Here is a 26,800-nt window from a genome sequence, read left to right as displayed (position 1 = left end):
CCCCGATTGCTCGGGGTCTTACTGGTGGCTCCGACCGGCGTCGATCCGGTGACCTTTCGATTTTCAGTCGAACGCTCTACCAACTGAGCTACAGAGCCTTGGTGATCTGAAAATCCTCGTCACCAGATCTCCTTGAACCATCAAACTGATCAAGAAAACCAAAGCGACCCTGACGGGACTCGAACCCGCGACCTCCGCCGTGACAGGGCGGCGCGCTAACCAACTGCGCTACAGGGCCATACTTATTTACTGCACTTATTCATTACTGCATTTTGTTTCAACCAACGCTTTCGCGTGATTTTCACGAGTTATAGCGTACCAGCATTTTATTGGCCGGTTTACCATTCACTCGCAACGTACCCCCAACGGGATTCGAACCCGTGCCGCCGCCGTGAAAGGGCGGTGTCCTAGGCCGCTAGACGATGGGGGCCTAGTCATCCTTCAGACCGCCGCGTTGTTTCCAGCGCTTCGGTTTGAAGTGGACTCCAAAAACTATAGGGCCTATTTCCCCAGAACACAAAACGGCGATCCCCCACCTTCCTCCGGGCCACCCCAAATTGACTGACGAGGCACCGGCCAAACTCCCAAAACTGCCTAGAAACCGCCCCGAACCGGTCATTTCAACGCCACCTCACTAGGCTGGGGGCATGCATGAAAACCCCCTTGCCGGCATCCCGTCCTTTGGCCCGTTCACCATGGACGAGGATGAATTTGATGCCGCCGTGCAGGCCGCCATCGCCAGAATCCCGGAAAACATCCATGCACAGATGGACAATGTGGCAATCTTCACGTCCGACGACTACGTCCCGGCCCCCGGCGAGGACCCGGACACCGTGCTGCTGGGACTGTATGAAGGCACGCCGCTGACCGAACGTGACTCGTGGTGGGAATCAGGATCCCTGCCCGACCGCATCACCATCTACCGCCGGCCCATCCTGGGAATCTGCCACAGCCGCGACGAAGTCATCCATGAAATCACCGTGACGGTGGTCCATGAGATCGCCCACCACTTCGGCATCAGCGACGAGCGGCTGCACGAACTCGGCTGGGGATGAATGACACCAATGTGATTCAAGTTGCTGGTGTTACCCGTGTTGCCAAGCCTTCCCCGGGGCCGTAGGGTCTGATCAGCTGTGTAAATGCGCACGCGAGTACTTGCCCGGCCCCGCGCCCCGCAACAACGCGCCATTTACCTACCGATCTGCAGTAAGGCACATGGATGACTACGCGTTATTTGGTTCGCGGCACAACGGCACTGGCCTGTGCCGTCCTGACCTCAACGGCATTCCTCTCCCCCGCCCTTGCGGCCCCGGCACAATCCACCCCTTTAGGCGCCGCCTCGTTAAGCACGACGGCGCTGCAACAGTTCTCGCTGCACCCGTTCAGTCCCGCCATTCCCAGCCAGGATGACATCGCCAAGGCCAAGCAGTCCGAGGCCGCCACCGCAGCCGCTTCAACACAGCTCGATGCGATCATCAGTTCCGCCAACGACAGGTTGCAGGCCTCAACCGTTGTCGCCATGGGCGCCAACAGCTCCTACACCGACGCCTTGGTGACGCTGGAACAGCGGGAAGCTGAGGCACAGACCGCCAAGGCCAAGTCTGATCAGGCTGCCGGCGCCAGCAAGGAGGCCCAGGGCCAGCTGGGGCAGCTGGCCGGCAGTCTGTATAAAAATGGCGGACTCGACCTCAGCGTCCAAGGCTTCCTGACCAGCTCCGACGCCGACGACGCCATGTACCAGGCAACGACGCTCATGGCGTTGAGCACCAACCGGGCACAAACTTTCGACGCTGCCAAGGCGTCTGCCGCGACCTCCGCAGCATTGGATGCCCTCGCCGTGGAGTCCCGCAATGCAGCCAATGCAGCCATCGCCGCTGCAGAAGCCTCACGCGCAAAGGCCCAGTCAGCGGCCGACGCACAGTCCGCCGTCGTGGCTGAAAACCAGGCCCAGCGCGATGTCCTGCTGCAACGGTTGGCAACCCTGCACAACACCTCCGTCACTTTGGAAGGCGCCCGAGTAGATGAGCTGGCCAGGCAGGCACAGGAAGCGGCCCTGAAGGAACAAATCGAGGCCTCGGCCAACGCCCCTGAACCTGTTAGGGCCCCGGCCGAAGAGCCGGAACCGGTGATCCGGCCGGTCGCGTCGAACCCGCCGGCACCAGCTCCCGAGGCTCCGGCCCCGGCACCCGCTCCTGCTCCAGTTCCCGAAGCCCCCGTTCCGGCGCCAGCCCCCGCTCCCAAGGCTCCCGCGCCAGCGCCGGCACCCGAAGTTCCTGCACCCGCGCCTGCACCCGCGCCTGCACCCGCACCGACAACGCCGCCGGTGGCTCCGCCAGCCGGATCCTACATCCAGGTCATGGTTGACTACGCCATGTCCAAGATTGGCAGCCCCTACCAGTGGGGCGGCAACGGTCCCAATGCCTTTGATTGCTCCGGGCTCGTGCAGCAGGCGTTTGCCGCTGCAGGCATTTCGGTGCCACGCCAGGGCACCGACCAGTTCTGGGCGGCCCCGACGCGTGTGCCCCTGTCAGAGATGCGGTACGGGGACCTGCTGGTCTTCGACGACGACGGTACCGGCCGGTTCGGCCACATTGCCATCTACATCGGCAACAACGAGGTGGTCCAGGCGTTGAATGAGCAGCAACCCCTGGGGGTCACTCCGCTGTCGTATATGTCCGGCATGAGCCTGTACCCCTACGCGGCCAGGTACTAGCCGGGCTCAGCCGGCAGAAAGAGCCGGAGGCTGTAAAAGCAGTTGAGGGCCGACGGCTGAGGCGCCGGTGCACCATGGAATCCATGGAACACCGGCGCCTCAGCCGTTCTATATGATGTTCGGCGCTCAGGCCTGCAGGAGCGGCCCAAAGGCGGAACGGTCGCCCTGGCGGGAGTCTTCCCGGTCCCGCACCACCATGATCGGACCCTTGGCGTGGTGCCGCACCCCGTCCGTGGTTGAGCCGAGCATCATGCCCGCGAAGCCGCCGCGCCCGCGGGTGCCCATGACCACCAGCTCGGAGGTCTCCGAGGCCGACACCAGCGCGTCAACTGCCGAACCTTCAAGAAGCCTGACCTCGATCGGAAGCTTGGGGAAATGGCTGCGCAGCCACTTTTCGCCGGCGTCGAGTTGGATCTGAATTTCGGAAAACAATGCCTCACGGTCCACGGGGGCCGGCATCCAGGCAAGGGATCCGGTGTACGGCTGGACGGCGCAAATAATCCGCAGGGTGCAGCCCGAGCGTTCTGCCTGCTCGGCGGCCAGCAGGACGGCGTAGCGGGCCTGGTCCGAGCCGTCCACACCGGCCGTGACGACTTTTTCAATCTTGGATTCGGCGGCCTTGGCCTCGGGGCCGTCCCCGAGGCGCGGTGCACAACTCAGGGGCACCGTCACAGTGGGGCATTTGGCGTGTGCCGGCAGTGCCGTGCTGACGCTGCCCAGAAGCCTGCCGATGAAGCCGCCGCGACCACGCGAACCAAAAACCAGCAGTTCCGCGGTTTCGCTGAGCTCCAGCAGCACTCCGGCAGCGTCGCCGTTTTCAACCCGCGCGTCGATCTCGATGTCCAGGTGGGCAACCCTGCCGGCCGCCTCGCGAAGGATGGCCTCGGCACCCTGGCGGATGACGTCGTCATCCACCGTGGCATAGCCGCCGTCAAGTCCCGAAGCGGCAAAAATGGGCACTGTGTACGCTGTCACCAAATGCAGCGGAATCTTGCGCGCCTTGGCTTCCCTCGCAGCCCAAATCAAGGCGCAGTTGCCTTGTTCCGAGCCGTCGATGCCAACCACGATTCCAGTGGGGCTGGGGACTTTTTCGGGCATTGCGCCTTGCGGGGTTTCCTCTGGGCTGCTCATGCTGCGCCTCCTGGTGCTCGTGTGCCTGAGGGTGCAGAAACGCCTTGGCGCCTCCCCTTCGCGGCCTGTACTTGCGACTATTGCGGGTTCGGCTTGGCACGTCAAGTTGCGCCACGGCGCGGCCCGGAAGTCGCGCACCGGCACCTTGCCCAAGATCGCCCGGCTTATGGCAGAGTTGGGACCGGAAACCCCGTTGAAAAGTAGGTTGCAATGTTGGAGCTGCTTGAACCATTCCTCGCCCGCGGACGCCTGGGCGGACAGGCCCCGGCCGGCATCTGGGCCGCTGCCGATGCCGCGTGTGCGGAACTCGCCGCACCCGTGGCCGTATTGGACATTGAGGCGCTTTCCTTCAACGCCGGCTCACTGCTGCGCCGCGCCGCAGGAAAGCCCATCCGCGTGGCCAGCAAGTCGATCCGCAGCAAGGACGTGCTGCGTGCCGTGCTGGACCACCCCGGATTTGCCGGCATCCTGGGTTTCACCCTGCCTGAAGCCCTGTGGCTTGCAAGTGATCCCTCCAATGCGTTTACCGACATTGTGGTTGCCTATCCAACTGCTGACGGGCCTGCGCTGCGGGCCCTGGCCGCCGACCCTGTCGCCTGCGCCCGTGTCACCTTGATGGTTGATTCCGAGGAACAGCTGCAGTGGATGGCGGCAACGCTGGCGGAGCTGGCGCCGGCCGCGCCCATCCGGCTCTGCCTGGATCTTGATGCGGCGTGGCGGCCGTCGGTGCGCGGCCGGGCCCTGGGCCACATCGGCGTGTACCGCTCGCCCGTGCGCACCGGCGCTGACGCCATTGCCGTGGCCCTGGCGATCGAGCGTTACAGGCATGGTTCGGAACCACTGTTCACCTTGGTTGGCATCATGGCCTACGAAGCGCAGATTGCGGGGCTCCAGGACTCCCCGCACACCGCAAACAAGGTTGCGGACGCGGCAAAGTCCGCCCTCCTTCAGGGGATGCAGCGTTCCTCCATGGCAGAAATCACCCACCGCCGTGCCAACGTCGTGGCCGCTGTGCGCAACATCGTCGACCTGGAATTCGTCAACGGCGGCGGGACCGGCAGCCTTGAACTCACCACCGCCGATGCTTCGGTGACCGAACTGGCAGCCGGTTCAGGCTTGTTCGGTCCCACCTTGTTTGACGGCTATTCACGCTTCACCCCGGCCCCGGCAGTGGGCTTTGCTGTGCCGGTTGTCAGGCGGCCCGCACCCGACGTTGTCACGGTGCTTGGCGGCGGATGGATTGCCTCGGGGCCCGCCGGCCCGGACAGGTCCCCGGTGCCGGTGCACCCGGCCGGGCTGTCCACGATCGGCACCGAGGGCGCCGGCGAGGTCCAGACACCCCTGCGCGGTTTGGCTGCCGCACAGCTGCGCATTGGCGACAAGGTCTGGTTCAGGCATGCCAAGTCAGGCGAGATCTGTGAACATGTGGACGCCCTGGAGATGCTCGACGGCGGCCGGAGGGCGGGCAGGGCGCCCACCTATCGCGGGGAAGGGAAGGCGTTTGTATGAGCGGCTTGCAGGGTGAGTGGAGCAATTGGGCCGGGGACCAGCGTTGCCGTCCCCGCACCGTGGCGCGGCCGAGCACCGTCGCTGACGTCTCGACCCTGGTGGCGGCCGCTGCAGCCACCGGCAGCACACTCAAGGCGGTGGGGGCCGGCCACAGTTTCACTGGCATTGCCCTGACCGACGGAGTCCAGCTGCGCCTTGACGGCCTCAGCGGCCTCCTGGCTGTGGACCGCGACGCCAAACTGGCAACCTTGGCCGGTGGCACCCGCCTGCATGAGATTCCTGCCCTGCTGCAACCGTATGGGCTGGCAATGGAGAACCTCGGCGATATCGACGCGCAGTCAATCGCCGGGGCGATCTCCACCGGAACACACGGCACCGGGCTGAAATTTGGCGGCATCGCCACCCAGGTGCGGGCCTTGACCCTGGTGACCGGAACCGGAGAGGTGCTGCAGTGCTCAGCCACGGAGAATGCCGACGTGTTCGCTGTCGCACGGGTGGGACTCGGCGCCTTGGGCATCATCACCGCCGTCACCCTGCAATGCGTTGACGCGTTCATGCTGCACGCCGTCGAGCGCCCCGAACCGCTGGCGGACGTCCTGGCGACCCTGGCCGAACGCAATGCCAGCCGCGACCACTTTGAGTTTTACTGGTTTCCGCACACCGACGTCGCACTGACCAAAACCAACACCCGCCACCCGCTGGGCGCGCTCCCTCCGGGCGTGGCCCCGCTGTCGAAAACCTCTCACCTGGTGGACGCCGTCCTCGTTTCAAACGCCCTGTTTTCTGCCCTGTGCAATGTCACGGGCAAGGTGCCCGCAATGATTCCCGGCGTCAACAGGCTGGCTGCCAAATTGACCGGCAACAGGGAGTTCGGCGACGCCTCCCACAAGGTGTTTGCCACCCGGCGGACAGTGCGCTTCAGGGAGATGGAATATGCGCTGCCGCTGGAGCGCATCCCCGAGGCACTGCGGGAACTCAATGCGATGATCAAACGCCGCGGGCTGCAGATTTCATTCCCCGTGGAGGTCCGCAGTACGGGCGCCGATGACATTGCCCTGTCCACCGCAAGCAACCGCCAAAGCGGTTACATAGCCATCCACCAGCACATCAAATCCGGGCACCTTGAGTACTTCAGGGCAGCCGAGGAAATCTTCCGCTCCCACGCCGGGCGTCCGCATTGGGGCAAGTGGCACTTTCTCCATTCGAAGGAGTTTATGCAGCTCTACCCAGACCTTGAAAAGTTCTGTAAGGTTCGAGATGTTCTCGATCCCATAAGGGTGTTCAATAACTCCTACCTGGACCGGGTACTGCCCTGATACTTCGTGAAAGCACAGCCGCGCCCGCGAATGTGCACCCGCCAGTTCTCCTACCGTTCGTGGAGGCATTTGCCATGATTGCTGCGACTTTGACTGCCACACCCCCGGCAGTCCCGTCTTCAGCACCAGAGAAGACCACCACCATTGTGATTGGTTCAGGCTTCTCCGCGCTGGCAGTGGCTGCCGAGCTCAACAGGCAGGGCATCGAGGCAATAGTTGTGGACAGCTTCTGCCCCTTGAAGCAGTCCACACCGCTGCAGCCCACCACTGGCGGGATCAGCCTGGACGCCCTCAGTGAGCGCAGCGAAATTGTGCGGCTGCTTGAGCACTACGCCCGACGCCACAGTCTTGACATCCGCCCGGAAACCCAGGCCCTGGAGCTGACCCGGGCACGCCACAGTGTTTCACCGCACCGCCAGTGGCGTGTGCACACGGCGACAGGGACCCTGAGCGCACACAGCGTTGTGTTCACCCGCGGCGCATTGAGCCAGTTGCGCCGCGTGCTGAACAGTGTCGGCGTCACGACCGCCACCGATGTACGCTCCGGCATGCATGCCCTGGGCCTGTACCTGGTGGGGGTGGGCGATCTTGCCGTGCCCACCACGCAGGAAATATTGCATCAGGCCAAGCGTGCGGGCAAGTCGATCTCCGCCCGCATTGCGGCCCGCGAAACGGATTTAGTGCCAGCGCCGGCCTAACAGCCGCTGGGCTGGCAGGCGCAGGGATGACAGGCACCGGCCCTCGTACGGGGTGCCGGCGGCCGCACTCCGGCTGCGTGCCTAGTCTTCGCGGCCCAGACGACGGCGGGCCACCACCACCAGCGCGACCACCAGTCCCAGCAGCACGGCAGCCAAGCCAAGCACGCTCCACGGCACGGCGCTTTCGTCCTGGACCGGTTCCTGGGCGGCCTCCGGCTGGGGCTGAACCGAGGCCACGGGGCCGGCACCCACGCCCGCGCCTGCCGTGCCGGTCGCAGCGGCTGTTGCCGTGAAGTTGAACTCGCCCTCAATCGGGTGGGAGTCGGAGGACACCAGACGCCATTTCACGGTGTATTTTCCGGCCGGTGCACCGGGACGAACCCCCTGGGTGGCCACCTTGTCCAAAACACCCACATCACCGGCAGCCCAGTTGGTGCCCGCCTCGTCAACGACCAAAACCTGCGAGCCAATCACCGCCGGGGTGTTGCTCATACTGATTTCAATCGTCTCCGGAACACTCTCCACGGTTGCACCATCCGCCGGCGAAGTGCCCGTGAGCGAGTCATGTGCCAAGGCCGCCGTGGATGATCCAAGCAGCAAAAGCAGCACAGCCAATAACCCTGCCAAAGCACGTCGCACGAGCTTTGCCGGTGTCGTGTTCGTCTCACCGGGTCGAGAACTTGCGGGACTCTTCACAGCGGGAATTCCTTTGGTCGATGGAGGGAAGCCACCTCACGATATCCCAGAATCATGGGAATTCCCGGAGAACGGCGGCGTTTGGTGACGTGCCGAGGACGTGGCGGGGTCCCGCCGTCGTACTTGAACCAAAGAGGAAAGGCTGACTTGCCCGCCCAACTGTCCCACTCCAATACCGGCTAGTATTTGCTCGAATAACCAATTTACATTTCACTTTGCCCGGAGGGCTCTTTATGGCTACCAAAACGGACGTCAGGCTGTCAGCGGTCGACAAGTACTTCATGATCACCGAGCGTGGCTCAAACTACTCCCGGGAGATTCGCGGCGGCTTCGCCACGTTCTTCGCGATGAGCTACATCGTGGTGCTGAACCCGCTGATCCTGGGCGGCGCGGACTCCTCCGGCGAGGCGCTCGGGCTGGAACGCGTTGCCGCCGTCACCGCATTCGTGGCCGGCATCCTGACCATCCTGATGGGCGCTTGGGCGAAGCACCCCTTCGCCATGGCCGCCGGCTTGGGAGTCAATGCCTTCATCGCGGTCACCGTCGCCACCAACCCGGGACTGACGTGGCCTGATGTCATGGGTCTGGTGGTGCTCTCCGGCGTCACGATGTTCATTCTGGTGCTGACCGGCTTCCGTACGGCAGTGTTCAAGGCCGTCCCGGAGGGGCTGAAAACCGCCATCGTGGTGGGCATCGGCATGTTCATCGCCCTCATCGGCCTGGTCAACGCCGGCTTTGTGCGCCGCATCCCGGATGTTGCCGGAACCACTGTTCCCGTGGGCCTCGGCTTCGACGGCAAGCTCATGGGCTGGCCCACCCTGGTGTTTGTTATTGGTCTGGTCCTGACGATCGGCCTGGTGGTCCGCAAGGTCAAGGGCGCCATCTTGATCGGTATCCTGGTCTCAACCCTTCTGGCGAACATCCTGGAAATGACGTTGCACATCGGCCCGTCCTTCGATGGCACCACGAACAATCCGCAGGGCTGGTCGCTGGTTTCCCCGCAGCTTTCCGCCTGGTCATGGCCCGATCTGTCCCTGATCGGTGAGGTAAACATCTTTGGTGCCTTCAGCAAGCTGGGCGCACTGGCTGCAATCCTGCTGGCATTTGTGATCCTGCTGAGCATCTTCTTTGACGCCATGGGCACCATGGTCGGGCTGGCTTCAGAGGCCGGCACCATGGACAAGGACGGCAACATCCCCGACGTCGACAAGGTTCTGCTGGTTGACGCCTTCGGCGCGATCGCCGGCGGTGGCGCGTCAGCCTCCTCCAACCAGATCTACGTGGAGTCCGGCGCCGGCATCGGCGAGGGCGCCCGCACCGGCCTGGCTTCCGTCGTGACCGGCCTGCTCCTGCTGCTGGCCATGTTCGCCACCCCGCTGATCAAGCTGGTCCCCTTCGAAGCCGTGGCGCCCGCGCTCGTCGTGGTTGGCTTCATGATGGTCTCCCAGGTCGGCAAGATCGACTGGTCCGACTGGGGCATCGGCATCCCGGCGTTCCTGACGTTCACCCTCATGCCGTTCACCTACTCCATCGCCAACGGTCTGGGCGCCGGTTTCATCGCCTTCGTGCTGATCCGCCTGTTCCAGGGCCGCGCCAAGGAAATCCACCCCTTGATGTGGGCCGTGGCGGCAGCGTTCCTGCTGTTCTTCGGCATCGGCACCGTGGAAGCGCTGTTCGGCGTCGGATAACCCCCACGCACTCTTTTTCATCGAGTTTGCAGTTGGTGGACCGATTTACCCGATTTTTCGGGACTTCGGTCCAACAGCTGCAAACTCGATTTAGTTAAGGGGCCCCATGCCAGACTCCGTATGCTGCCAGGAAGGATCAGAGCACCTTGGAAAGGAACGCCCTGGTCCGTTCATGCTGCGGGTTGGCAAGCACCTCCCGCGGGTTGCCTGATTCCACCACGACGCCTCCGTCCATGAAGACCAGCGAATCGGCCACTTCCCGTGCGAAGCCCATCTCGTGCGTCACCACGATCATGGTCATGCCGGTGCTGGCCAGTTCCTTCATGACGTCCAGCACCTCCCCCACGAGTTCGGGGTCGAGTGCACTGGTGGGCTCGTCAAAGAGCATCAGTTTGGGATCCATCGCCAAGGCACGGGCGATGGCCACCCGCTGCTGCTGGCCGCCGGACAAGTGGGCCGGGTAATGGCTGGCCTTGTCGCTGAGGCCCACCCGTTCCATCAGCTCGATGGCACGCTTGGTCGCCTTCGCTTTCGGTATTCCCTTTACCCTCATGGGCGCCTGAATGATGTTCTCCAACGCAGTCAGGTGCGGAAAGAGGTTGAAGCGCTGGAAGACCATGCCGATTTCGCGCCGTTGGAAGGACGCTTCCTTGGGCCTGAGCTCATAGAGCTTTTCACCCTTCTGGCGGTATCCAACCAGCTGCCCGTCAACGGAAAGCCGGCCCGCGTCCACACGTTCCAGGTGGTTGATGCAGCGCAGAAACGTCGACTTGCCCGAACCGCTGGGCCCCACAAGGCACAGCACCTCACCGGGCTCGACTGTCAGGCTGATGCTTCTGAGCACCTTGTTTGAGCCGAAACTCTTGGACACGCGGTCCGCGTGCACCATGGGTGTGCCGCTCATTGCTTGCCCTCCGTTTTGTTCTCCACACGAATGTTCGTGATGTCCGCCGCAGCTGGCAGCGGCCCGCGCGGATGGGCCGACTTTTCCGCCTTCCGCTGACCGGAACCGCGGGCAAACCGCTTTTCAATGAAGTGCTGGCCGACCATGAGTATCGACGTGAACAGCAGGTACCACATCGATGCCACAATCAGCAGCGGCACCGGCGTAAACGTCACGGCTGAGATGCCGCGCGACACTCCGTACAGGTCGATGCTCAGCGGGATGGCCGCGACGAGGGATGTGGTCTTGAGCATCGAGATGACCTCGTTGCCGGTGGGTGGGATGATGATGCGCATCGCCTGCGGAACGACGACAAAACGCATCGTCTGGCCCCACGACATCGCCAGCGCCCGCGATGCTTCCTCCTGGCCCTCATCGACGGAAAGCAGGCCCGCGCGGACAATTTCGGACATGTAGGCGGCCTCGTTGAGCGCGAGGCCAATGACAGCTGTGACGAAAAGGTTGGTGAAGATATCGTTCTCAAAGGAGACCCACGGTGTCATGAACGGCACGCCGACGGTGAGAACCGGATAGATCAGTGCAACGATTCCCCAAAACACCAGCTGGACATAGACGGGCGTCCCGCGAAAGATCCAGATGTACAGCCATGCGACGCTTTTGACCACAGGGTTCGGTGAGAGCCTCATGATGGCCAGCAACAGGCCCAGGACGATGGCGATGACCATGGCATAAATCGTCAGCTGCAGCGTGACCAGTGCAGCCTGGCTGATTCTTTTGTCGAAAATGTATTTGCCAACATTGGCCCAGCCGAAGTCTTCGCGTTGGGCTGCATCGATGACAAAAACAGCCAGCATCAAGACCAGGAGGACCGCGATCAGGACACGCCACGGGTGGCGCAGCGGGACAGCCTTGATGGCCTCCCCCTCCTGTTCGGCGGCCAGCGGTTCACTCTCCGCTGATGTACCGCCATGCCCCTGGGGATTCGTCACGGGTTAACCCTTCGCAGCCACATTGATGGCGGCCGTCTCCACGCCGCCGCTTTCCACGCCCCACTTCTCAAGGATCTTGGTGTAGGAACCGTCATCGATGAGGGATTGCAGGGCCTTCTGCAGGACCGGTGTGAAGGCCGAGTCCTTGGCGACGGGAATGCCGTAAGGTGCCACCTCGAAGGCGTCGCCGGCAGTCTGAAGTTTCTTCTCCGTCTTCGAGATCGCGTACAGGGTGACCGGCGAGTCGGCGCTCATGGCGTCAACCTGTCCCACAATCAGGGCGTTGGTTGCCTGATCCTGCGCATCATATTTGAAGATCTCGATGGCGGGCTTCCCGGCATCCGTGCAGGCCTTGGACTTCGCGGGGACCTCGTGCGTGTCCTCGTAGGTTGTGGCCTGCACCGCCACCTTGAGGCCGCAGGCGTTGTTGGGGTCAACCGTCTTTCCCACTTGGGACGCCCACTGGATGCCGGCCGAGTAGTAGTTGATGAAGTCGACCTGCTTTTCGCGCTCGAGGGTGTCCGTGAAGGACGACATGCCCATGTCATCCTTGCCGCCGTTGATCGACGGCAGGATGTTGTCGAACGTGCCAATGTCGAAATTGACCTTCAGGCCCAATACCTGGCCCAGGGCATTGGTCAAATCCACCGACCACCCTGCAGGCTTCCCGTTGGCGTCCTTGAATTCGTTGGGCGGGTAGTTGTTGGCCATCCCCACATTGAGGACTCCGGCGCTCTTGATCTTCTCCGGCAGCTCCGCGGCGATGGCATCGTTCTTCTTGATTGTCACGCTGTCCGCCGCTGACGATGAGCTGCCGCCACCGGGGGTGGGCTCGCTGTTGTCAACGCAGCCCGTCAGCATCAGGGCGAGAACCGCAACTGCGGCGGGTAATGCGTAAATGGGGCGCATGGGGAATCCTTAAGTTGTTATTGTGAGTCACTGGATCCACATCGGAGTCAGCGAACTGGCACAACTTGGTTGGATGGCGATAACTGAAACGACCACAACGGTCATCGAGCTTGCGGCGCCTTGGCCCTGAGACTGTTGCCTGACTCACACCGGGCGCCCCGATGACCTAAACATACAGGTACGCCCGGCCGGCCGTACGCCCCGCCGCGTCAATGTTCCTCCCTGCCACTCCCTGCGGAACGGCGACGGCAGCCCGTGGATCACAATTAATTCCAGTAATCAGGGGAACCGCGGTGTGAGGCCCGACTGGATTCCTCCCCCTCCCGAATCGAGTTTGCAGTTGGGTGTCTGCCATGCCAGACGGCCAATGGCGCATCCGGCTGGCATTCGGCGGCGTCGTGTTGTTGTCTGGAAGCATGGACTTTACCCAGCTCGCCATGGACGCTCCCCCCTCTGCCTGGGCCGGCAGGGACGACGGCGACGACCCCTCCCTCCGCCGTTGGTGGCAGGCCGTGGGCAGCCCCGCCGCACCGTCGCTGGACGCGTCGCTGCCCGGCCCCGCCGCCCTCATCGGCTTTTGCTCCGACGCCGGGGTGCTGCGCAATCACGGCCGGACGGGCGCCGCAACCGGCCCCGCCGCCATCCGCACGGCCCTTGGCACGCTGGCCTTCCACGGGTCCCGGGCCGTCACCGACGCCGGTGACATTGTGGTTTCCGCCGACGCCCTCGAGGCCGGCCAGGCCCGCGCAGGTGCCGCCCTGACCACAATGCTCGACGCCGGACAGCTCACCTTTGTCCTCGGCGGCGGCCACGAAACCGCTTTTGCCAGCTACCTTGGCGTGGCCGGCACCGCGGCCGTTGCCAACGGCGCCCGGCTCGGCGTGCTGAACCTGGACGCCCACTTTGACCTGCGCGACGCCCCGGCACCCAGCTCAGGCACGCCGTTCCTGCAGATGGCCCGCGCCGAGGCGGCCGCGGGCCGGGAACTCAATTACGCCGTCGTCGGCATCAGTGAGCCGAACAACACGCGCGCACTCTTTGACACCGCCCATGGCCTGGACGTGAAGTATTTGCTGGACGAGGATTGTTCAGCGGAGCGCACGCACGGGTTTGTGGACTCATTTCTGGAGACCGTGGACATTGTGTACCTGACCATTGACCTCGACGTGCTGCCGGCTGCTACGGCTCCCGGGGTCAGCGCCCCGGCAGCCTACGGGGTTTCGCTGTCGGTGATCGCCGCCGTGTGCCGCCAGGTGGCCGCGAGCGGGAAGCTGTTCCACTTTGACGTCGCGGAGCTGAACCCGGCCTTCGACATCGACAACCGCACGGCCAAGGTCGCAGCCCGCCTGATCGACACCCTGCTGCGCTAACCCCGGCCCTTAACGAACTGAGCCGCAGAAGTGGTTGCCGAATCAGCCATTTACGGTTGATTCAGCAACCACTTCTGCGGGGCAGATGGTGGGGGCTTCGCCGGGGCAGATGCGAGGGGGCGGCTAATGGACCTCGGCGGCGACCTCGTCATCCAGGTCGTGGCCGCCCTGGAACTGGGTCATGTAGAGCCGGTAGTAGGCGCCGCGGCGGGTGAGAAGCTCCTCGTGTGTGCCGTGTTCGACAATGTCGCCGTCCTCCATGACCAGGATGGCGTGGGCGTCGCGGATGGTGGAGAGCCTGTGCGCAATGACAAACGAGGTCCTGTCCGTGCGCAGTGCCGCCATGGCGTGCTGGACCAGCAGCTCCGTGCGGGTGTCCACCGAGGACGTGGCTTCGTCCAGGATCAACAGCGACGGCTGGGCAATGAAGGCGCGGGCGATGGTGAGCAGCTGCCGCTCACCGGCCGAGACCGTGCCGCCGTCGGCGTCGATCACCGTGTCGTAGCCGTCGGGCAGCTGCCGGACGAACCTGTCAACCATGGTGGCCTCGGCCGCCGCAACGATCTCCTCGTCGGTGGCATCGAGGCGCCCGTAGCGGATGTTCTCGCGGATGGTGCCCTCAAACAACCAGGCGTCCTGGAGCACCATGCCCACCTGGGACCTGACCTGTTCGCGGGACAGCGCGCGGGTGTCGACGCCGTCGAGCAGGATCCGCCCGCCGGTGACCTCGTAAAAGCGCATGACAAGGTTCACGAGCGTGGTCTTGCCGGCGCCCGTTGGACCGACAATGGCAACTGTCTGTCCCGGTTCCACCGTGAAGGAAACGTCGGTGATGAGCGGTGTTTCCGGATCGTAGCTAAACGCCACGTCTTCAAAGCGCACGTGGCCGTCGGTCCGCTCGGGCAGCAGCTCCGAGTCCTCTTCGGCTTCCTGCTCGTCGGCGTCGAGGATTTCAAAGGTCCGCTCGGCCGATGCCACGCCGGACTGGATCATGTTGGCAATGCCCGCCATCTCACCAATGGGTTGGGAGAACTCGCGCGAATACTGGATGAACGCCGTGGCGTCGCCCAGGGTCATCCCGCCGGTTGCCACGCGCACGCCACCGACGACGGCGACCAGCACGTAGGAGAGGTAGGAGACGAACTGCATGGCCGGCATGATCATGCCCGAGACAAACTGTGCACCGAAGGCGGCCTTGAACAGGTGTTCGTTGCGCTCGTCGAACTCGGCCAGCATCTCCTCGTCACGGCCGTAGGCGCGGACCAGTTCAAGGCCCGAGAACGTCTCTTCGATGTGTCCGTTGAGGGATCCGGTGTGCTTCCACTGCGCGGCAAAGAGTTTCTGCGAGCGCGTGCCAATCACGCCGGCAATCACTGCCGACAGCGGCAGTGCGATGAGGGCGATCAAGGCCAGCTGCCAGGAGACGATGAACATCATCACGCCAATGCCAATGACCGTCAGGGCGGATTGCACCAATTGTGAGAAGGCCTGTTGCAGGGCGGCCTGGATATTGTCGACGTCGTTCGTCACCCGGGACATCAAGTCGCCGCGCTGCCGGGTGTCGAAGTAGCCCAGCGGCAGGCGGTTGAGCTTGCGCTCAATGTCCTCACGGAGGCGGAACACCACCCGCATGACAAGCGCGTTCAACAGGTAGCCCTGCAGCCACATGAGTGTGGACGCAACCATGTACAGGGCCAGCACAATGACAATGAGCCGGCTCAGTTCAGCAAAGTCGATGCCTGCGCCGGGGACCACGTCCGTCTTTGCCAGCATGTCGGCGAACTGCGTGTTGCCCTCGGAGCGCAGTCCTGCCACGACCGTCTCCAGCGGCACGCCGGCCGGCAGCTGCGAACCAATCACGCCGTTGAAGATGACGTCCATGGCAGCACCGAGGATCTTGGGCGCAATGACTGTCAGGACCACGGAGGCGGCCACCAGGGCGATCACGACCGAGAACATGACACGCTCGGGGCGCACCAGGCCTACGAGTCGTTTCACCGAGGGCCAGAAATGTTCGGCCTTCTTTGCGGGCGCCCCGCCAAACATGTCCCCGTCAGCCTCGGAGGGCTTGTACTCGGGGACGAGTTCCTCGTCAATGGTGTCGATCTCCGGCGCCTGCTGGGAGGACTTCGTGGCCTTGCTCTTGCCCGCCATCAGGCGACTCCCTCAATGCTCAGCTGCGATTCAACAATTTCGCGGTACGTGTCGTTGTCTTCCAGCAATTCATCATGCGTGCCGGAGCCCACGATTTCGCCGTTGTCCAGCACAATGATGTGGTCCGCCTCCCTGATGGTTGAGATGCGCTGGGCCACGATGATCACTGTTGCACCCGTGGTGGCCGCATGCAGGGATTCACGCAGCCGCTTGTCGGTGGCCAAGTCAAGGGCCGAGAAGGAATCGTCGAACAGGAAGATCCGCGGACGCGAGGCCAGCGCCCGGGCGATGCACAGCCGTTGCCGCTGCCCGCCTGAAACGTTGGTGCCGCCCTGGGCGATGGGGGTGTCGAGCTGCTTGGGCTTCTCCCCCACAAAATCCTTTGCCTGGGCGACGCGCAGCGCCTCCCACAGCTCGTCGTCGTCGGCCTCGGGGCGGCCAAATTTCAGGTTGGAGGCCACGGTCCCCGAGAACAGGTACGGTTTCTGCGGGACCAAGCCCACCAGTTTCGCCATTTGCGGCCGGCTGAGCTCACTGACATCCACGCCGCCAATGCGCACCGTGCCGTCCTGCGGGTCGAAAAGCCGCGGGATCAGGTTCAGCAGGGTGGACTTGCCCGAACCGGTTGAGCCGACGATCGCCGTCGTCTGTCCTTGGCGGGCGGTGAAGCTCACGTTGTTCAAGACCGGGCGTTCGGCGCCGGGGTAGCCAAAGGAAACCGCTGAAAATTCGACGGCGTGGCTCTCGGGTGATGCGGTGCCCTGCGGAACGACGAGGCTGGGTTCTGCTGTCAGCACGTCATCGAGGCGTTCGGCCGAGATGGCCGCGCGGGGAATCATCATGACCATGAAGACGCCCATCATCACGGCCACGAGGATCTGCAGCAGGTACTGCAGGAACGCCGTCAGGGAGCCAATCTGCATCTGCCCGGCATCCACGCGCTGGCCGCCAAACCACAGCACGGCGGCCGTGGCCAGATGCAGGATCATCATGATCACCGGGAACATGAGCACAAACAGGTTGCCGACCCGCACCGATACGCGGGTCAGCTTCAGGTTGGCGTCGCGGTAGCGTTCAGCTTCGTAGTTCTCTCGAACAAACGCTCGAATGACCCTGATGCCGACAATTTGTTCGCGCAGCACCCCGTTGACGGTGTCGATCCGGTCCTGCATTTCCCGGAACAGCGGCAGCAGCCGCACCACCAGGAAGCCCACCACAATGAACAGCAGGGGCACCGAAACCCACAGCAGCCAGGACAGCCCGGCGTCTTCGCGCAGGGCCATCACGATCCCGCCGATGCACATGATCGGGGTTGACACCATGAAGTTCAGCGCCATCAGCACCAGCATCTGCACCTGCTGGACGTCGTTGGTGTTGCGGGTGATCAGCGTGGCCGTGCCAAAGCGGCTGACGTCCAGGGCGCCCAGGGCGTTGACCCGGTAATACACCTCGCGGCGCAGGTCGCGTCCGATGGCCATGGCCGTGCGGGCGCCAAAGTAGATGCCGCCAATCGCGGCGGCAACCTGCACGAAGCAGACGATTATCATGGTGACGCCCGTTGCCCAGATGAAGTCGGTGTCACCCTTGGCTACGCCCTGGTCGATGATCTGGGCGTTGAGGCTGGGCAGGTACAGGGCTGCAAGGGTGGAAATGAGCTGCAGGACCAGGACGGCAACAACCCACGCCCAATAGGGCCGCGCATGGCTGATGGCCAGCCGGAAAAGTTTCACGGGGGGTCCGATTCGAATAGATGTTTGAAGTTTAGTTATCTTCGAACATTATGCACGCCCCGCCCCGGTCTGGCAACAGCGAAAAACAGTTCCCAAATGGTCCTGTCGCCGCCCCGGCATCAGAGGTGTTTTCGACCCTCCCGGACCAGCCCCGACGCTGCCTCCCGCACCGGCACGTCGCCGTCGGTGAGCTCCACGATGGCCCGGTTCAGCTGCGGCTCCTGGAGCACGGCGCCAAGGAATGCCGCCACATTGTCCCGCCGGACCACCCCGTACTCAATGGCCGGGCCCGCGGCGACAAACCCGTCCCCGGGATCATTGCTGAGCATTCCGGGCCGGACGATGAGCCAGTCGAGGTCCGTGTGGGCCAAATACACGTCGGCCTGCTTCTTGACGCGCATGTAGTGTTCGTACCCGGCGCCCAGGCCCGCGTCCCGTTCCGATTCGGGAAAGGCCGAGACAAGGATGAACCGTGAAACGCCTGCAAGAACTGCAGCGTCTGCTGACTTCTCCAAACCCTTGCCATCGATCAGCGTTGTCTGGTCCATGCCCGTGCCGTGGGCCCCGGCGGAAAAGACCACGGCGTCGTGCCCGCGCATCTTCTCCGCCAACTCACCCACGCTGTCCGCGATGAGGTCGCCCAGCACCGGGGTGGCTCCGGTGGCCAGGACCACGTCAGCCTGTGCCGGGTTGCGGTGCATGCCGCTGGATTCGTCTCCTCGTGCGTGCAGGATGCCGGCCAGCCGTGCACCGACCCCGCCGGCCGCGCCAATCTGAAATACTCGCATCTTGTGCCTTTCCGTTGTAAGAATGTGGATTCCCGCAGCTTGGACTGCGGTTTAGACTGCGTAGTCGTATTGCGGAATGAAGCGGCCCCTGGCCCCCAGGGCGGACGCGGCGTTGTTCGCCCACGAGGCGTCCCGCAACAGGGCCCGGCCGATGAACACGGCGTCGGCGGAGCCGTTGGCCAGCAGTTCCCGGGCAACTGCGGGATCACCAATGCGTCCGACGGCGGCCACCAGCGTTCCGCTTGCGGCCCTCAACTCTGCGGCGTTCCGGGTTTGGTAATCCTCCCGGTGCGGAATCTTGGCCGGAACCAAGGCTCCCGAGGAGGCGTCGATCAAGTCTGCGCCATGCTCACGCGCCAAGCGCGAAAGCACGATTGAATCCTCCAGCTCCCACGCCTCCCTGCCGTCTTCGGCGTCCTCAGCCACCCAGTCTGTGGTGGAGATCCGCAGGAACACAGGCTTGTCCTCGGGCCAAACGCTGCGTACGGCGTCGAGCACCTCAAGGACGATGCGGGCCCGGTTTTCCAGGCTGCCGCCATAGTTGTCCGTGCGGTTGTTGCTCAGTGGCGACAGGAAGGAGTGCAGCAGGTAGCCATGGGCTGCATGGATTTCAACCACTTCGTAGCCGGCCTCCTGCGCGCGCCGGGCCGCGTTCGCCCAGGCCGCAACCACGTTCTCGATGTCCGCCACTGTCATGGCTGCAGGTTCCGGATACCCCGGGAAGGCAATCGCGCTGGGTCCGAGGACGGGCCAGCCGCCTGCATCCGCCGCGATGGGGCCGCCGCCAAGCCACGGGCGCTCCATCGAGGCCTTGCGCCCGGCGTGGGCCAGCTGGATCCCGGGCACCGCGCCAGCATTCGCGATGGCGTTGGCCAGCCTGCGGTGGGCCGGGATCTGGGAATCGTCCCAGAGTCCGAGGTCGTAGGGGGAGATGCGCCCTTCGGGCACCACGCCGGTGGCTTCCACCATGGCAAGTCCAACTCCGCCAGCGGCGCGGGCGGCGTAGTGGGCCAGGTGGAAATCGTTTGGCGCTGCCACGTCCGGGCCTTCGGAGAGTGCCGAATAGGTGCACATCGGGGACATCCAGACGCGGTTCGGGATGGTGGTTCCACGGACGGTCAGGGGCTCGAACAGCTCAGTCATGCGGGGATCTCCCAAAGTTGGCACATCATATTCTTAGTACGAGGCCCATCGTAGTATGATGAAACTCGTACAAGCAAACGCCTCGCAAAGGAGCGCAACACACCATGGGTCCTGCACGCAGCCTTGAGCATCCCACTCCCGCGCAGATGAATCTGGACACCGTCCTGTCCGCCCTGGCCGATCCGGTTAGGCGCACGATCGTGGCGCAACTGGCCAGCGGCCACGACGACCAGGCGTGCATCGCGTTCGAACTGCCTGTAAGCAAGTCCACCTCCACACACCATTTCCGGGTGCTGCGCGAGGCTGGCGTGATCTCCCAGCAGTATCAAGGGACGAAGATTCTCAACAGCCTCCGCACCGCCGACTTGAAAGTGCGGTTCCCCGGGCTGCTCGACGCCGTCCTCGCGGCAGCCTGAGGGACCGCTTGGGGAGGGCGTGGTGGGCCCACACGCCCGAGGGCCCCGCCGCGAGCTTGCGAGCGGTGGGAGGGCGTGGTGGGCCCACACGCCCGAGGGCCCCGCCGCGAGGTACGAGCGGTGGGAGGGCGTGGTGGGCCCACACGCCCGAGGGCCCCGCCGCGAGGTACGAGCGGTGGGAGGGCGTGGGGACTAGTGAAGCGGTCCTGTCGCCTGCTCGGCTGCCGCACGGATGGCGCCGGTGCCCACGAGGCGGTCTGCTTCCTCGAGCTCGGGCGAGAGGAACCTGTCCGAGCCCGGACCTTGGACCGTCGCCCGAAGCACCTCAATCACAGCGGCGCCGGCCGGCCCGGGGACCAGTGCGCCGTCGGACATGGCAGTGCGCATGTCGATGGCACGGCTTGCGGTGACCAGTTCAATGGCCAGGACGCGGCGCAGATTTTCAACCGAGCGACGCAGCTTGCGGGCGGCGTGCCAACCCATGGACACATGGTCCTCCTGCATGGCGGAGCTGGGGATGGAGTCCACGGAGGCGGGCACGGCCAGGCGCTTGGAATCCGAGACGAGGCCTGCCTGCGTGTACTGGGCGATCATCAGGCCCGAGTCCACACCGGGATCTCCGGCCAGGAAGGCGGGCAAACCGTGCGAACGGGCGGGGTCAAGCATCCTGTCGGTGCGGCGCTCGGCGATGGAGGCGACGTCCGCGGAGACGATCGCGAGGAAGTCCAGCACGTAGGCCACCGGGGCGCCGTGGAAGTTGCCGTTGGAGGAGACGCGGCCGTCGGGCAGCACCACGGGGTTGTCGATCGCGGCAGCAAGCTCGCGGGTGGCAACCATGAGCGCGTGGTCCACGGTGTCGCGGGCCGCGCCGGCAACCTGCGGGGCACAGCGCAGCGAATAGGCGTCCTGCACGCGGGAATCGCCCACCCGGTGCGAGGCCACGATGGGCGAATTGGCGAGCACGCGCAGCATGTTGTCGGCGCTGGCAGCCTGGCCGGGATGCGGACGCAGTTCCATGTGCAGTTCGGGCACGAACACCTGGTCGGTGCCCAGCAGGCCCTCGACGCTGAGCGCGGCGGTGATGTCCGCAGTCGTGAGCAGCATTTTCAGGTCCGCGATGGCCATGAGCAGCATGCCGAGCATGCCGTCGGTGCCATTGACCAGGGCCAGGCCTTCTTTTTCCGCGAGTTCAATGGGCGTGATGCCGGCCTCGGCGAGGAGTTCGGGGACGGGTTTCACGACACCGTCCGGCCCGGCCGCCTCACCCTCGCCCATGAGTACCAGTGCGCAGTGGGAGAGGGGTGCGAGGTCGCCGGAGCAGCCCAGCGAGCCGAATTCACGGACCACTGGCGTGATGCCGGCGTTGAGCACGTCCACCATGGTCTGGACCACGACGGGGCGCACGCCGGTCCGGCCGCTTGCAAGCGTCTTGGCGCGCAGGAACATCAGCGCCCGCACGACCTCGCGTTCCACGGCCGGGCCCATGCCGGCGGAGTGGCTGCGGATGAGCGACTTTTGCAGCTGGGTGCGCATGTCCGCCGGGATGTGCCGGTTGGCCAGGGCGCCAAATCCGGTGGAGATGCCGTAGGCGGGAGTCTCGGAGTGCGCCAGCTTTTCAATATGTTCCCTGACCCGTTCGACGCCGGCCAGCGCCTCGGCGCTGATCGCCACCTTGGCATTGTGGCGGGCGACGGCGATGACATCGTCGGGCGTGACGCCTGAGGAAGAGAGGGTTACTTCTTGGGACAGTACGGCGGCGGTCATGGTGGAATCCTTTTTGTTGCGGTGCTCTTGGTTCCCACTATCCCGCTTAACCGCGCCGAATTCAGCACCACGCACGGCACACTGTCCGGGATTCCAGACATGACGGCATGGGTGAACTGACTTGCGTCCATAGTTTGCGCCGAGCCGTGAGCTAAGGCGGTGCTGAGCAGCCCAAAGCGCCATACCTCACGAGCCGGCAGGCTCGAATTATCCTTCGCGGCGGCCGTAAATCCGCACAGACAGGTCCTTGGCCACTTTCTCAACGCGCCGGGCCAGATCCGGCCACTTCTCAACCGGCACCTTTTCTTCCAAAAATGTCACAGCCACGGCGGCAACGGGCCACCCGAGGTGGTCGGTGACGGCCGCGGCGACGGAACCAAATCCGTCAGTGACCTCACCGTGCTCTGTGGAGTAGCCGCGGATCCGGACCTGGTCGAGGTGCGCGGACAGTGTCGAGTACTTGGAAATCGGGTTTGGCACCTCCACCAGCGAACTGAATGCCGCGGCATTGGGGTACAGCGCCCTGACCTGGGACTTGGGCAGGGCGGCCAGGATTGCGCGGCCGCTGGCCGTGAGGTGGCTGGGCAGCCGCACCCCGACGTCGGTCACGAGGGAGGGGCGGTTCTTGGCGCGCTCTTCGACAATGTAGAGGACATCGCGGCCGTGCATGACGGCCAAGTGGGCGCTTTCACCCACCTTGTCCACCAGCGCGGCCAGCAATGGCCGGCCCAGGCGGGACAGTGGCTCCTGCCGTGAGTAGGCGCTGCTGAGCTCAAAGGCTGCGACGCCGAGTCCGTATCGCTGTTCTTCGTGCAGGTGCATGACAAAGCCGCTTTGCTCCATGACGCCCAGCAGGTGGTAGACGCTGGAGCGTGGAAGGTCCAGTGTCGTGGCAATGGTCGACGCCGCCAGCGGCCCCCGCTTTGACGAGAGCAACTTCAGAATGCGCAAGGTGTTTTCCGCAGCCGGCACCTTGGACGGCACCTTGGACGGCCGGGCAGGCGCAACTGCGGCAGGCGCAACGGCGGCAGAAGTCCGTTCGGGATTTGTCATGGCACCTCAGGATAGTTCCGGCATCGCAATCACTGTGCCCACACTATAGAATATTCCAGTCTGAAATACCGGATTCTGCAGGTGCAGCACCACCAAAACGGCCCAAAAGCACCCACAAGAGTGATCCCCGCCACCCAACATGCGCCACCTGTGGCGCAGCCCACCCGGCACGCAGTGTTAGAAAGCTCACGCATGAACTCCAAGCGACCTGTCCTGACCCGTGGCTTGAACGCCCGTCACATCCGCTTCATGGCGTTGGGCTCTGCCATCGGAACCGGCTTGTTCTACGGCTCCTCGAGCGCCATCCAGAAGGCCGGCCCCGCAGTTCTGCTGGCATACATCATCGCCGGCGCGGCCGTGTTCATGGTCATGCGCGCCTTGGGCGAATTGGCCGTGCGCCACCCCGTCTCAGGCTCCTTTGGCCAGTATGCCAGCCGCTACCTCGGCCCGCTCGCCGGATTCATTACCGGCTGGACATATGTCTTTGAAATGGCCATCGTTGCCATCGCCGACGTCACCGCCTTCAGCATCTACATGGGCTTTTGGTTCCAGGACGTGCCCCGCTGGATCTGGGTGCTGGCCATCATTTTCTTCCTGGCCGCCGTCAACCTGCTCAGCGTGAAGGTGTTTGGCGAACTGGAATTCTGGTTCACGCTCGTCAAGGTTTCAGCAATCATCGCCATGATCGCCGGCGGCGCCGCCATCATCGTGTTCGGCTTCCAGATGGAAGGTGCACAAGCCGCCTCCGGCCTGGGCAACCTCGTCAACAACGACGGATTCATGCCGAACGGCTGGGTGGGGCTGCTGGCCGCGTTCGCCGTTGTCATGTTTGCCTTCGGCGGCATCGAAACCATCGGCGTGACAGCCGGGGAGGCCGAGAACCCCGGCAAGTCCATCCCGGCAGCCGTCAACACCGTCCCGCTGCGCATCCTGCTGTTCTACGTACTGACGCTTGGTGTGCTCATGAGCCTGGTCCCGTGGAACGAAATCACCGGCGAGACCAGTCCGTTCGTGCAGATTTTTGATTCGCTCGGCATCCCGCTGGCCGCGCACATCCTGAACGCGGTCGTCATCACGGCGGCGCTTTCGGCGATCAACTCCGACATTTTCGGTGCCGGCCGCGTGCTGTTCGGCCTGTCCCAGCAGGGCCACGCGCCGGCCGTCTTTGGCCGCGTCTCCCGGCGCGGCGTGCCGTGGATGACTGTCATGCTCATGACAGGGGTGCTGCTGGTGGGTGTGGTCCTGAACGCCACAATCCCCGAGGACGTGTTCCTGCTCATCGCCTCCATCGCCACGTTCGCGACCGTGTGGGTGTGGATCATGATCCTCGCCTCGCACGTGGCCATGAAGCGCGAGATCGCCCGCAACGGTCTCGCGCCGTCGGCGTTCCCTGTCCCGTTCTGGCCGCTCGCCTCGATCCTGACCGGCGTGTTCATGCTGGGCATCATCGTGCTGCTGGGCGTCTACCCGGACACCCGCGTGGCCCTGTACGTCGGCGCCGCGTGGCTGGTGCTGCTGACTGTTGCGTTTCGGCTGTGGGTCCGTGGTGACGGACGGCGGCGGCCCGACCTTGTCGATGAAACCCCGCCTGCCGCCGGGGCCAACCAGGTGCCGGAAGCAATCGTCAGCAAATAGCCGCTACTCCGGTGCGGCGTCGCTAAGCACCAGGGCAGTGCGGCCGAAGTGGCGGACCTTGGCATCGTCCCAGAGCTGGGCGGGCATGGCCCCGCCAAGCAGGACCCGCGGCAGGCCGGCACCGTCGCCCAGGGGCGAGTCGCTGCCGGCGATGATGATGTTGCCGGAACGCCGCCCCTTGAGCATGGGCGGGTCGGCAATGATGACGGTGTGTTCAAACGCAGCGGCAATCGTGGCCGCCTCACGCCGCGCGGTAGTCAGGGCAGCGGAATCGCCGCAGTTCACAACGTAGACGCCGCCGGGGACAAGCACCTTCTTGGCGGCAGCCGTGAACTCGGCAGTGGTCAGCGCAAACGGGGTCTCGGACCCGGCAAAGACGTCGCGGATGATGAGGTCCCGGCTGGCCTCGCTCAGCGATTCGGTGACCTCGCGGGCCTCGCCCACACGGATTTTCAGCAGGGGTGCACGGGGCAGGTCAAACCAGTCGCGGACATAGTCGGCGAGCTTGCCGTCGATCTCCACCACCACGTTGCGGGAGTTCGGGTAGGCGGCCACAAGGTAGCGCGGCATGGAGCAGGCGGCGCCGCCAAGGCTCAGTGTGCGCAACTTCTCTGCGGGCGCCCAGCGGTCTTCCACCAGCGCCACGATCCAACGCATGTACTCAAAGTCCAGGCGCAGGGGATCGTCCAGGTGGACGTGGGAGCTCTGCACCCCGTTGAGGATGAGCAGCCAGCCCTCGGAGCCGCCGCCGTCGGGGAACAGCACTGCCGTGCCGGTGTCTGTTTCGAAAGAACCGGCCACGGGCCCCTTGGTGCCGCCCATCGATACAGCAACGTCAACAGCACCTTTTTTGGGCACACGCTTGCGGCCCATCAGGACAGCTCAGCAGGTTGACGGACGAAGGTGCACGGCAAAATGTTCACCCTGCCAGCGTAGCCGAGGGAACCTCCGGCCCAACCGCGGCCCGGACCATCCGGACCTCGGGCAGCTTGTGCCACTCTGGCGGCATCAGCTTCCGGGCCCCGTCCGCAACAAAACCATTCTTGGCATAAAAGGCCTGAGCGCGCGGGTTGTCTTCCAGGACCCAAAGGAAGGCCGCATCCGCACCGATGGCCGCGTCGAGCAGCAGCTGCCCGGCCCCGCTGCCGTGAACGCGGGCCAGTGTGTAAATCCAGTGCAGTTCCAGGGCCGTCGGCGCATCGTTGTCCCGCGCGGGACCGGCGCCTGCCACACCGAGCAGCCCATCGCCGTCGTATGCCAGTATGGGAATGCGTCCGGCCAGAACGTTGCCGCGGAAACTCTCCACCCGCGCAGGAAGCGTCTTGCGGCGCATCTCAAAGAACTCCGGTGGCAGGTGCCTGCCATACGCCTCCTCGTGACAGCGCAGGTGCAGGCGCATCACCGCTTCGGCGTCTTCAGGCGTGGCGGGACGCAGGGAAATGTTCATTCCGCCAGCGTAGTCCAGTGCCCGCGACAGCCCTTCAGCGCACGACGGCGATCGCGAAGCCGTCCCAGCCCTTCGACCCGGCGGTCTGGATGGCGGTGGCGTCCAGCGCCGGACTGGCACCCATGAACTCCAGCGCCGCCCGGATGGCGCCGGCGTCGGGGTCGTCGCCCGGGTCCAGGATGGTGCCCTCCCAAATCACGTTGTCCATGATGATGACACTGCCCGGCCGGGTCAGCCGCAGCGCCCATTTCAGGTATTCGACGTTGTTGGACTTGTCGGCGTCGATGAAGACAAAGTCGTACGGTTCCCCGCCAACCAGCGCGGGCAGCGTGTCCAGCGCAGCCCCCACACGAATGTCGACCATGGATCCAACGCCTGCCGCGTCGACATTGCGCCTGGCCAGGGCCGCGTGTTCGGGCAGGAACTCGCAGGTGGTGACGTGGCCGCCGTCGGACATTCCCTGGGCCAGCCAGATGGTGCTGAAGCCGGCCAGGGTGCCAATTTCCAGTATCCGCCGTGCGCCCTGGATCCGCACCAGCAGCATGAGCAGCTTGCCCGCCGTGGGAGCGACCTCGATCCGCGGCATCCCGGCGGCGTCAATGCTGTCAAGCACGGCATCCATGCCCGGCCCGCCCTGCACGAGCGTGGCGGACAAAAATTCCTCGACCTCGGCCCACCCGGGTTTGCGCTGATGCTCAACCATGATCCCAGCGTAGGTCGGTTTCGCTGGCTGCGACAGTGCACAAG

General features: G+C 64.4%; 23 protein-coding genes and 3 tRNA genes. 9 read left to right on the top strand and 17 right to left on the bottom strand.

The annotated features are described in order from the left end of the window. Positions 1–22 precede the first annotated feature (22 nt). The 3 genes from AC1L6K_RS03695 to AC1L6K_RS03685 form a co-directional block, all read right to left on the bottom strand. Positions 23–98, bottom strand: a tRNA-Phe gene (locus tag AC1L6K_RS03695). 66 nt (positions 99–164) lie between these two features. Continuing rightward, positions 165–238 (bottom strand) — tRNA-Asp (locus AC1L6K_RS03690). Between the two features lie 119 nt (positions 239–357). Next, positions 358–430 (bottom strand) — tRNA-Glu (locus AC1L6K_RS03685). 217 nt (positions 431–647) lie between these two features. Here AC1L6K_RS03685 and AC1L6K_RS03680 point away from each other — a divergent pair. After that, the gene (locus AC1L6K_RS03680; protein WP_480951381.1) at positions 648–1,055 is read left to right on the top strand and encodes a metallopeptidase family protein; all 408 of its coding nucleotides are present in this window, start codon (positions 648–650) and stop codon (positions 1,053–1,055) included. A 164-nt stretch (positions 1,056–1,219) separates the two neighbouring features. Beyond that, entirely contained in the window at positions 1,220–2,713 is a 1,494-nt protein-coding gene (locus tag AC1L6K_RS03675; RefSeq protein WP_480951380.1) for a C40 family peptidase, read from the top strand. 126 nt (positions 2,714–2,839) lie between these two features. On the opposite strand, the gene AC1L6K_RS03670 is transcribed toward AC1L6K_RS03675, so the two are convergent. Next, positions 2,840–3,844: a universal stress protein gene (locus tag AC1L6K_RS03670; RefSeq protein ID WP_480951379.1), complete on the bottom strand. Its 1,005-nt coding sequence runs from the start codon at positions 3,842–3,844 to the stop codon at positions 2,840–2,842. A 210-nt stretch (positions 3,845–4,054) separates the two neighbouring features. Here AC1L6K_RS03670 and AC1L6K_RS03665 point away from each other — a divergent pair, with 210 nt between their 5' ends. The 3 genes from AC1L6K_RS03665 (at position 4,055) to AC1L6K_RS03655 (ending at position 7,367) form a co-directional block, all read left to right on the top strand. Beyond that, complete coding sequence (locus AC1L6K_RS03665; protein WP_480951378.1) at positions 4,055–5,353, top strand: type III PLP-dependent enzyme domain-containing protein; 1,299 nt, start codon at positions 4,055–4,057, stop codon at positions 5,351–5,353. After that, on the top strand, positions 5,350–6,669 hold the full coding sequence (locus AC1L6K_RS03660) for a D-arabinono-1,4-lactone oxidase (RefSeq protein ID WP_480951377.1): 1,320 nt from the start codon (positions 5,350–5,352) through the stop codon (positions 6,667–6,669). The genes AC1L6K_RS03665 and AC1L6K_RS03660 overlap by 4 nt, the downstream gene beginning before the upstream one ends. A gap of 74 nt (positions 6,670–6,743) precedes the next feature. Next, entirely contained in the window at positions 6,744–7,367 is a 624-nt protein-coding gene (locus AC1L6K_RS03655; protein WP_480951376.1) for an FAD-binding protein, read from the top strand. An 81-nt stretch (positions 7,368–7,448) separates the two neighbouring features. On the opposite strand, the gene AC1L6K_RS03650 is transcribed toward AC1L6K_RS03655, so the two are convergent. Further along, complete coding sequence (locus AC1L6K_RS03650; RefSeq protein WP_480952688.1) at positions 7,449–7,976, bottom strand: copper resistance CopC family protein; 528 nt, start codon at positions 7,974–7,976, stop codon at positions 7,449–7,451. A 320-nt stretch (positions 7,977–8,296) separates the two neighbouring features. Between AC1L6K_RS03650 and AC1L6K_RS03645 the strand changes: the two genes are divergently transcribed. Further along, the gene (locus AC1L6K_RS03645; protein WP_480951375.1) at positions 8,297–9,751 is read left to right on the top strand and encodes an NCS2 family permease; all 1,455 of its coding nucleotides are present in this window, start codon (positions 8,297–8,299) and stop codon (positions 9,749–9,751) included. Between the two features lie 136 nt (positions 9,752–9,887). Here the strand turns inward: AC1L6K_RS03645 and AC1L6K_RS03640 are convergent, their stop codons facing one another. The 3 genes from AC1L6K_RS03640 to AC1L6K_RS03630 are packed head-to-tail and all read right to left on the bottom strand — an operon-like array spanning position 9,888 to position 12,553. Further along, positions 9,888–10,655, bottom strand: a complete 768-nt coding sequence (locus AC1L6K_RS03640) for an amino acid ABC transporter ATP-binding protein (protein WP_480951374.1) — start codon at positions 10,653–10,655, stop codon at positions 9,888–9,890. Continuing rightward, positions 10,652–11,644 carry an amino acid ABC transporter permease gene (locus AC1L6K_RS03635; RefSeq protein WP_480951373.1) on the bottom strand — a complete coding sequence of 331 codons (993 nt, stop codon included), beginning with the start codon at positions 11,642–11,644 and terminating at the stop codon, positions 10,652–10,654. The genes AC1L6K_RS03640 and AC1L6K_RS03635 overlap by 4 nt, the downstream gene beginning before the upstream one ends. Before the next feature lie 3 nt (positions 11,645–11,647). Continuing rightward, positions 11,648–12,553 (bottom strand): ABC transporter substrate-binding protein, encoded by a 906-nt coding sequence (locus tag AC1L6K_RS03630; protein ID WP_480951372.1) that lies wholly within the window; start codon positions 12,551–12,553, stop codon positions 11,648–11,650. Between the two features lie 416 nt (positions 12,554–12,969). On the opposite strand from AC1L6K_RS03630, the gene hutG reads away from it, so the two are divergent. Next, a complete protein-coding gene (gene hutG, locus AC1L6K_RS03625) occupies positions 12,970–13,923 on the top strand; it encodes a formimidoylglutamase (protein ID WP_480952687.1) in 954 nt (317 codons plus the stop codon). A 123-nt stretch (positions 13,924–14,046) separates the two neighbouring features. On the opposite strand, the gene AC1L6K_RS03620 is transcribed toward hutG, so the two are convergent. The 4 genes from AC1L6K_RS03620 to AC1L6K_RS03605 form a co-directional block, all read right to left on the bottom strand. Beyond that, entirely contained in the window at positions 14,047–16,077 is a 2,031-nt protein-coding gene (locus tag AC1L6K_RS03620; RefSeq protein WP_480951371.1) for an ABC transporter ATP-binding protein, read from the bottom strand. Then, positions 16,077–17,807: an ABC transporter ATP-binding protein gene (locus tag AC1L6K_RS03615; protein WP_480951370.1), complete on the bottom strand. Its 1,731-nt coding sequence runs from the start codon at positions 17,805–17,807 to the stop codon at positions 16,077–16,079. The genes AC1L6K_RS03620 and AC1L6K_RS03615 overlap by 1 nt, the downstream gene beginning before the upstream one ends. 119 nt (positions 17,808–17,926) lie before the next feature. After that, complete coding sequence (locus AC1L6K_RS03610; protein ID WP_480951369.1) at positions 17,927–18,595, bottom strand: SDR family oxidoreductase; 669 nt, start codon at positions 18,593–18,595, stop codon at positions 17,927–17,929. Between the two features lie 51 nt (positions 18,596–18,646). Next, positions 18,647–19,738, bottom strand: coding sequence for an NADH:flavin oxidoreductase/NADH oxidase (locus tag AC1L6K_RS03605; RefSeq protein ID WP_480951368.1), 1,092 nt, complete (start codon positions 19,736–19,738; stop codon positions 18,647–18,649). Between the two features lie 104 nt (positions 19,739–19,842). On the opposite strand from AC1L6K_RS03605, the gene AC1L6K_RS03600 reads away from it, so the two are divergent. Beyond that, positions 19,843–20,154: an ArsR/SmtB family transcription factor gene (locus AC1L6K_RS03600; RefSeq protein WP_480951367.1), complete on the top strand. Its 312-nt coding sequence runs from the start codon at positions 19,843–19,845 to the stop codon at positions 20,152–20,154. Between the two features lie 192 nt (positions 20,155–20,346). Here the strand turns inward: AC1L6K_RS03600 and hutH are convergent, their stop codons facing one another. Then, on the bottom strand, positions 20,347–21,918 hold the full coding sequence (gene hutH, locus AC1L6K_RS03595; protein ID WP_480951366.1) for a histidine ammonia-lyase: 1,572 nt from the start codon (positions 21,916–21,918) through the stop codon (positions 20,347–20,349). 207 nt (positions 21,919–22,125) lie between these two features. Beyond that, positions 22,126–22,971 (bottom strand): IclR family transcriptional regulator, encoded by an 846-nt coding sequence (locus AC1L6K_RS03590; protein WP_480951365.1) that lies wholly within the window; start codon positions 22,969–22,971, stop codon positions 22,126–22,128. Between the two features lie 192 nt (positions 22,972–23,163). Here AC1L6K_RS03590 and AC1L6K_RS03585 point away from each other — a divergent pair, with 192 nt between their 5' ends. Beyond that, positions 23,164–24,606, top strand: a complete 1,443-nt coding sequence (locus tag AC1L6K_RS03585; RefSeq protein WP_480951364.1) for an amino acid permease — start codon at positions 23,164–23,166, stop codon at positions 24,604–24,606. A gap of 3 nt (positions 24,607–24,609) precedes the next feature. On the opposite strand, the gene AC1L6K_RS03580 is transcribed toward AC1L6K_RS03585, so the two are convergent. From AC1L6K_RS03580 to AC1L6K_RS03570, 3 genes are read right to left on the bottom strand one after another with little or no spacing between them, the layout of a single operon-like run. Further along, positions 24,610–25,479, bottom strand: coding sequence for a spermidine synthase (locus AC1L6K_RS03580; protein ID WP_480951363.1), 870 nt, complete (start codon positions 25,477–25,479; stop codon positions 24,610–24,612). Positions 25,480–25,525: 46 nt separating this feature from the next. Continuing rightward, the gene (locus AC1L6K_RS03575) at positions 25,526–26,053 is read right to left on the bottom strand and encodes an N-acetyltransferase family protein (protein WP_480951362.1); all 528 of its coding nucleotides are present in this window, start codon (positions 26,051–26,053) and stop codon (positions 25,526–25,528) included. Positions 26,054–26,087: 34 nt separating this feature from the next. After that, complete coding sequence (locus AC1L6K_RS03570) at positions 26,088–26,756, bottom strand: O-methyltransferase (RefSeq protein ID WP_480951361.1); 669 nt, start codon at positions 26,754–26,756, stop codon at positions 26,088–26,090. Positions 26,757–26,800 lie beyond the last annotated feature (44 nt).

The organism is Specibacter sp. BI4 (genome assembly GCF_056680095.1).
This window is presented reverse-complemented; position numbering and strand designations above follow the sequence as displayed.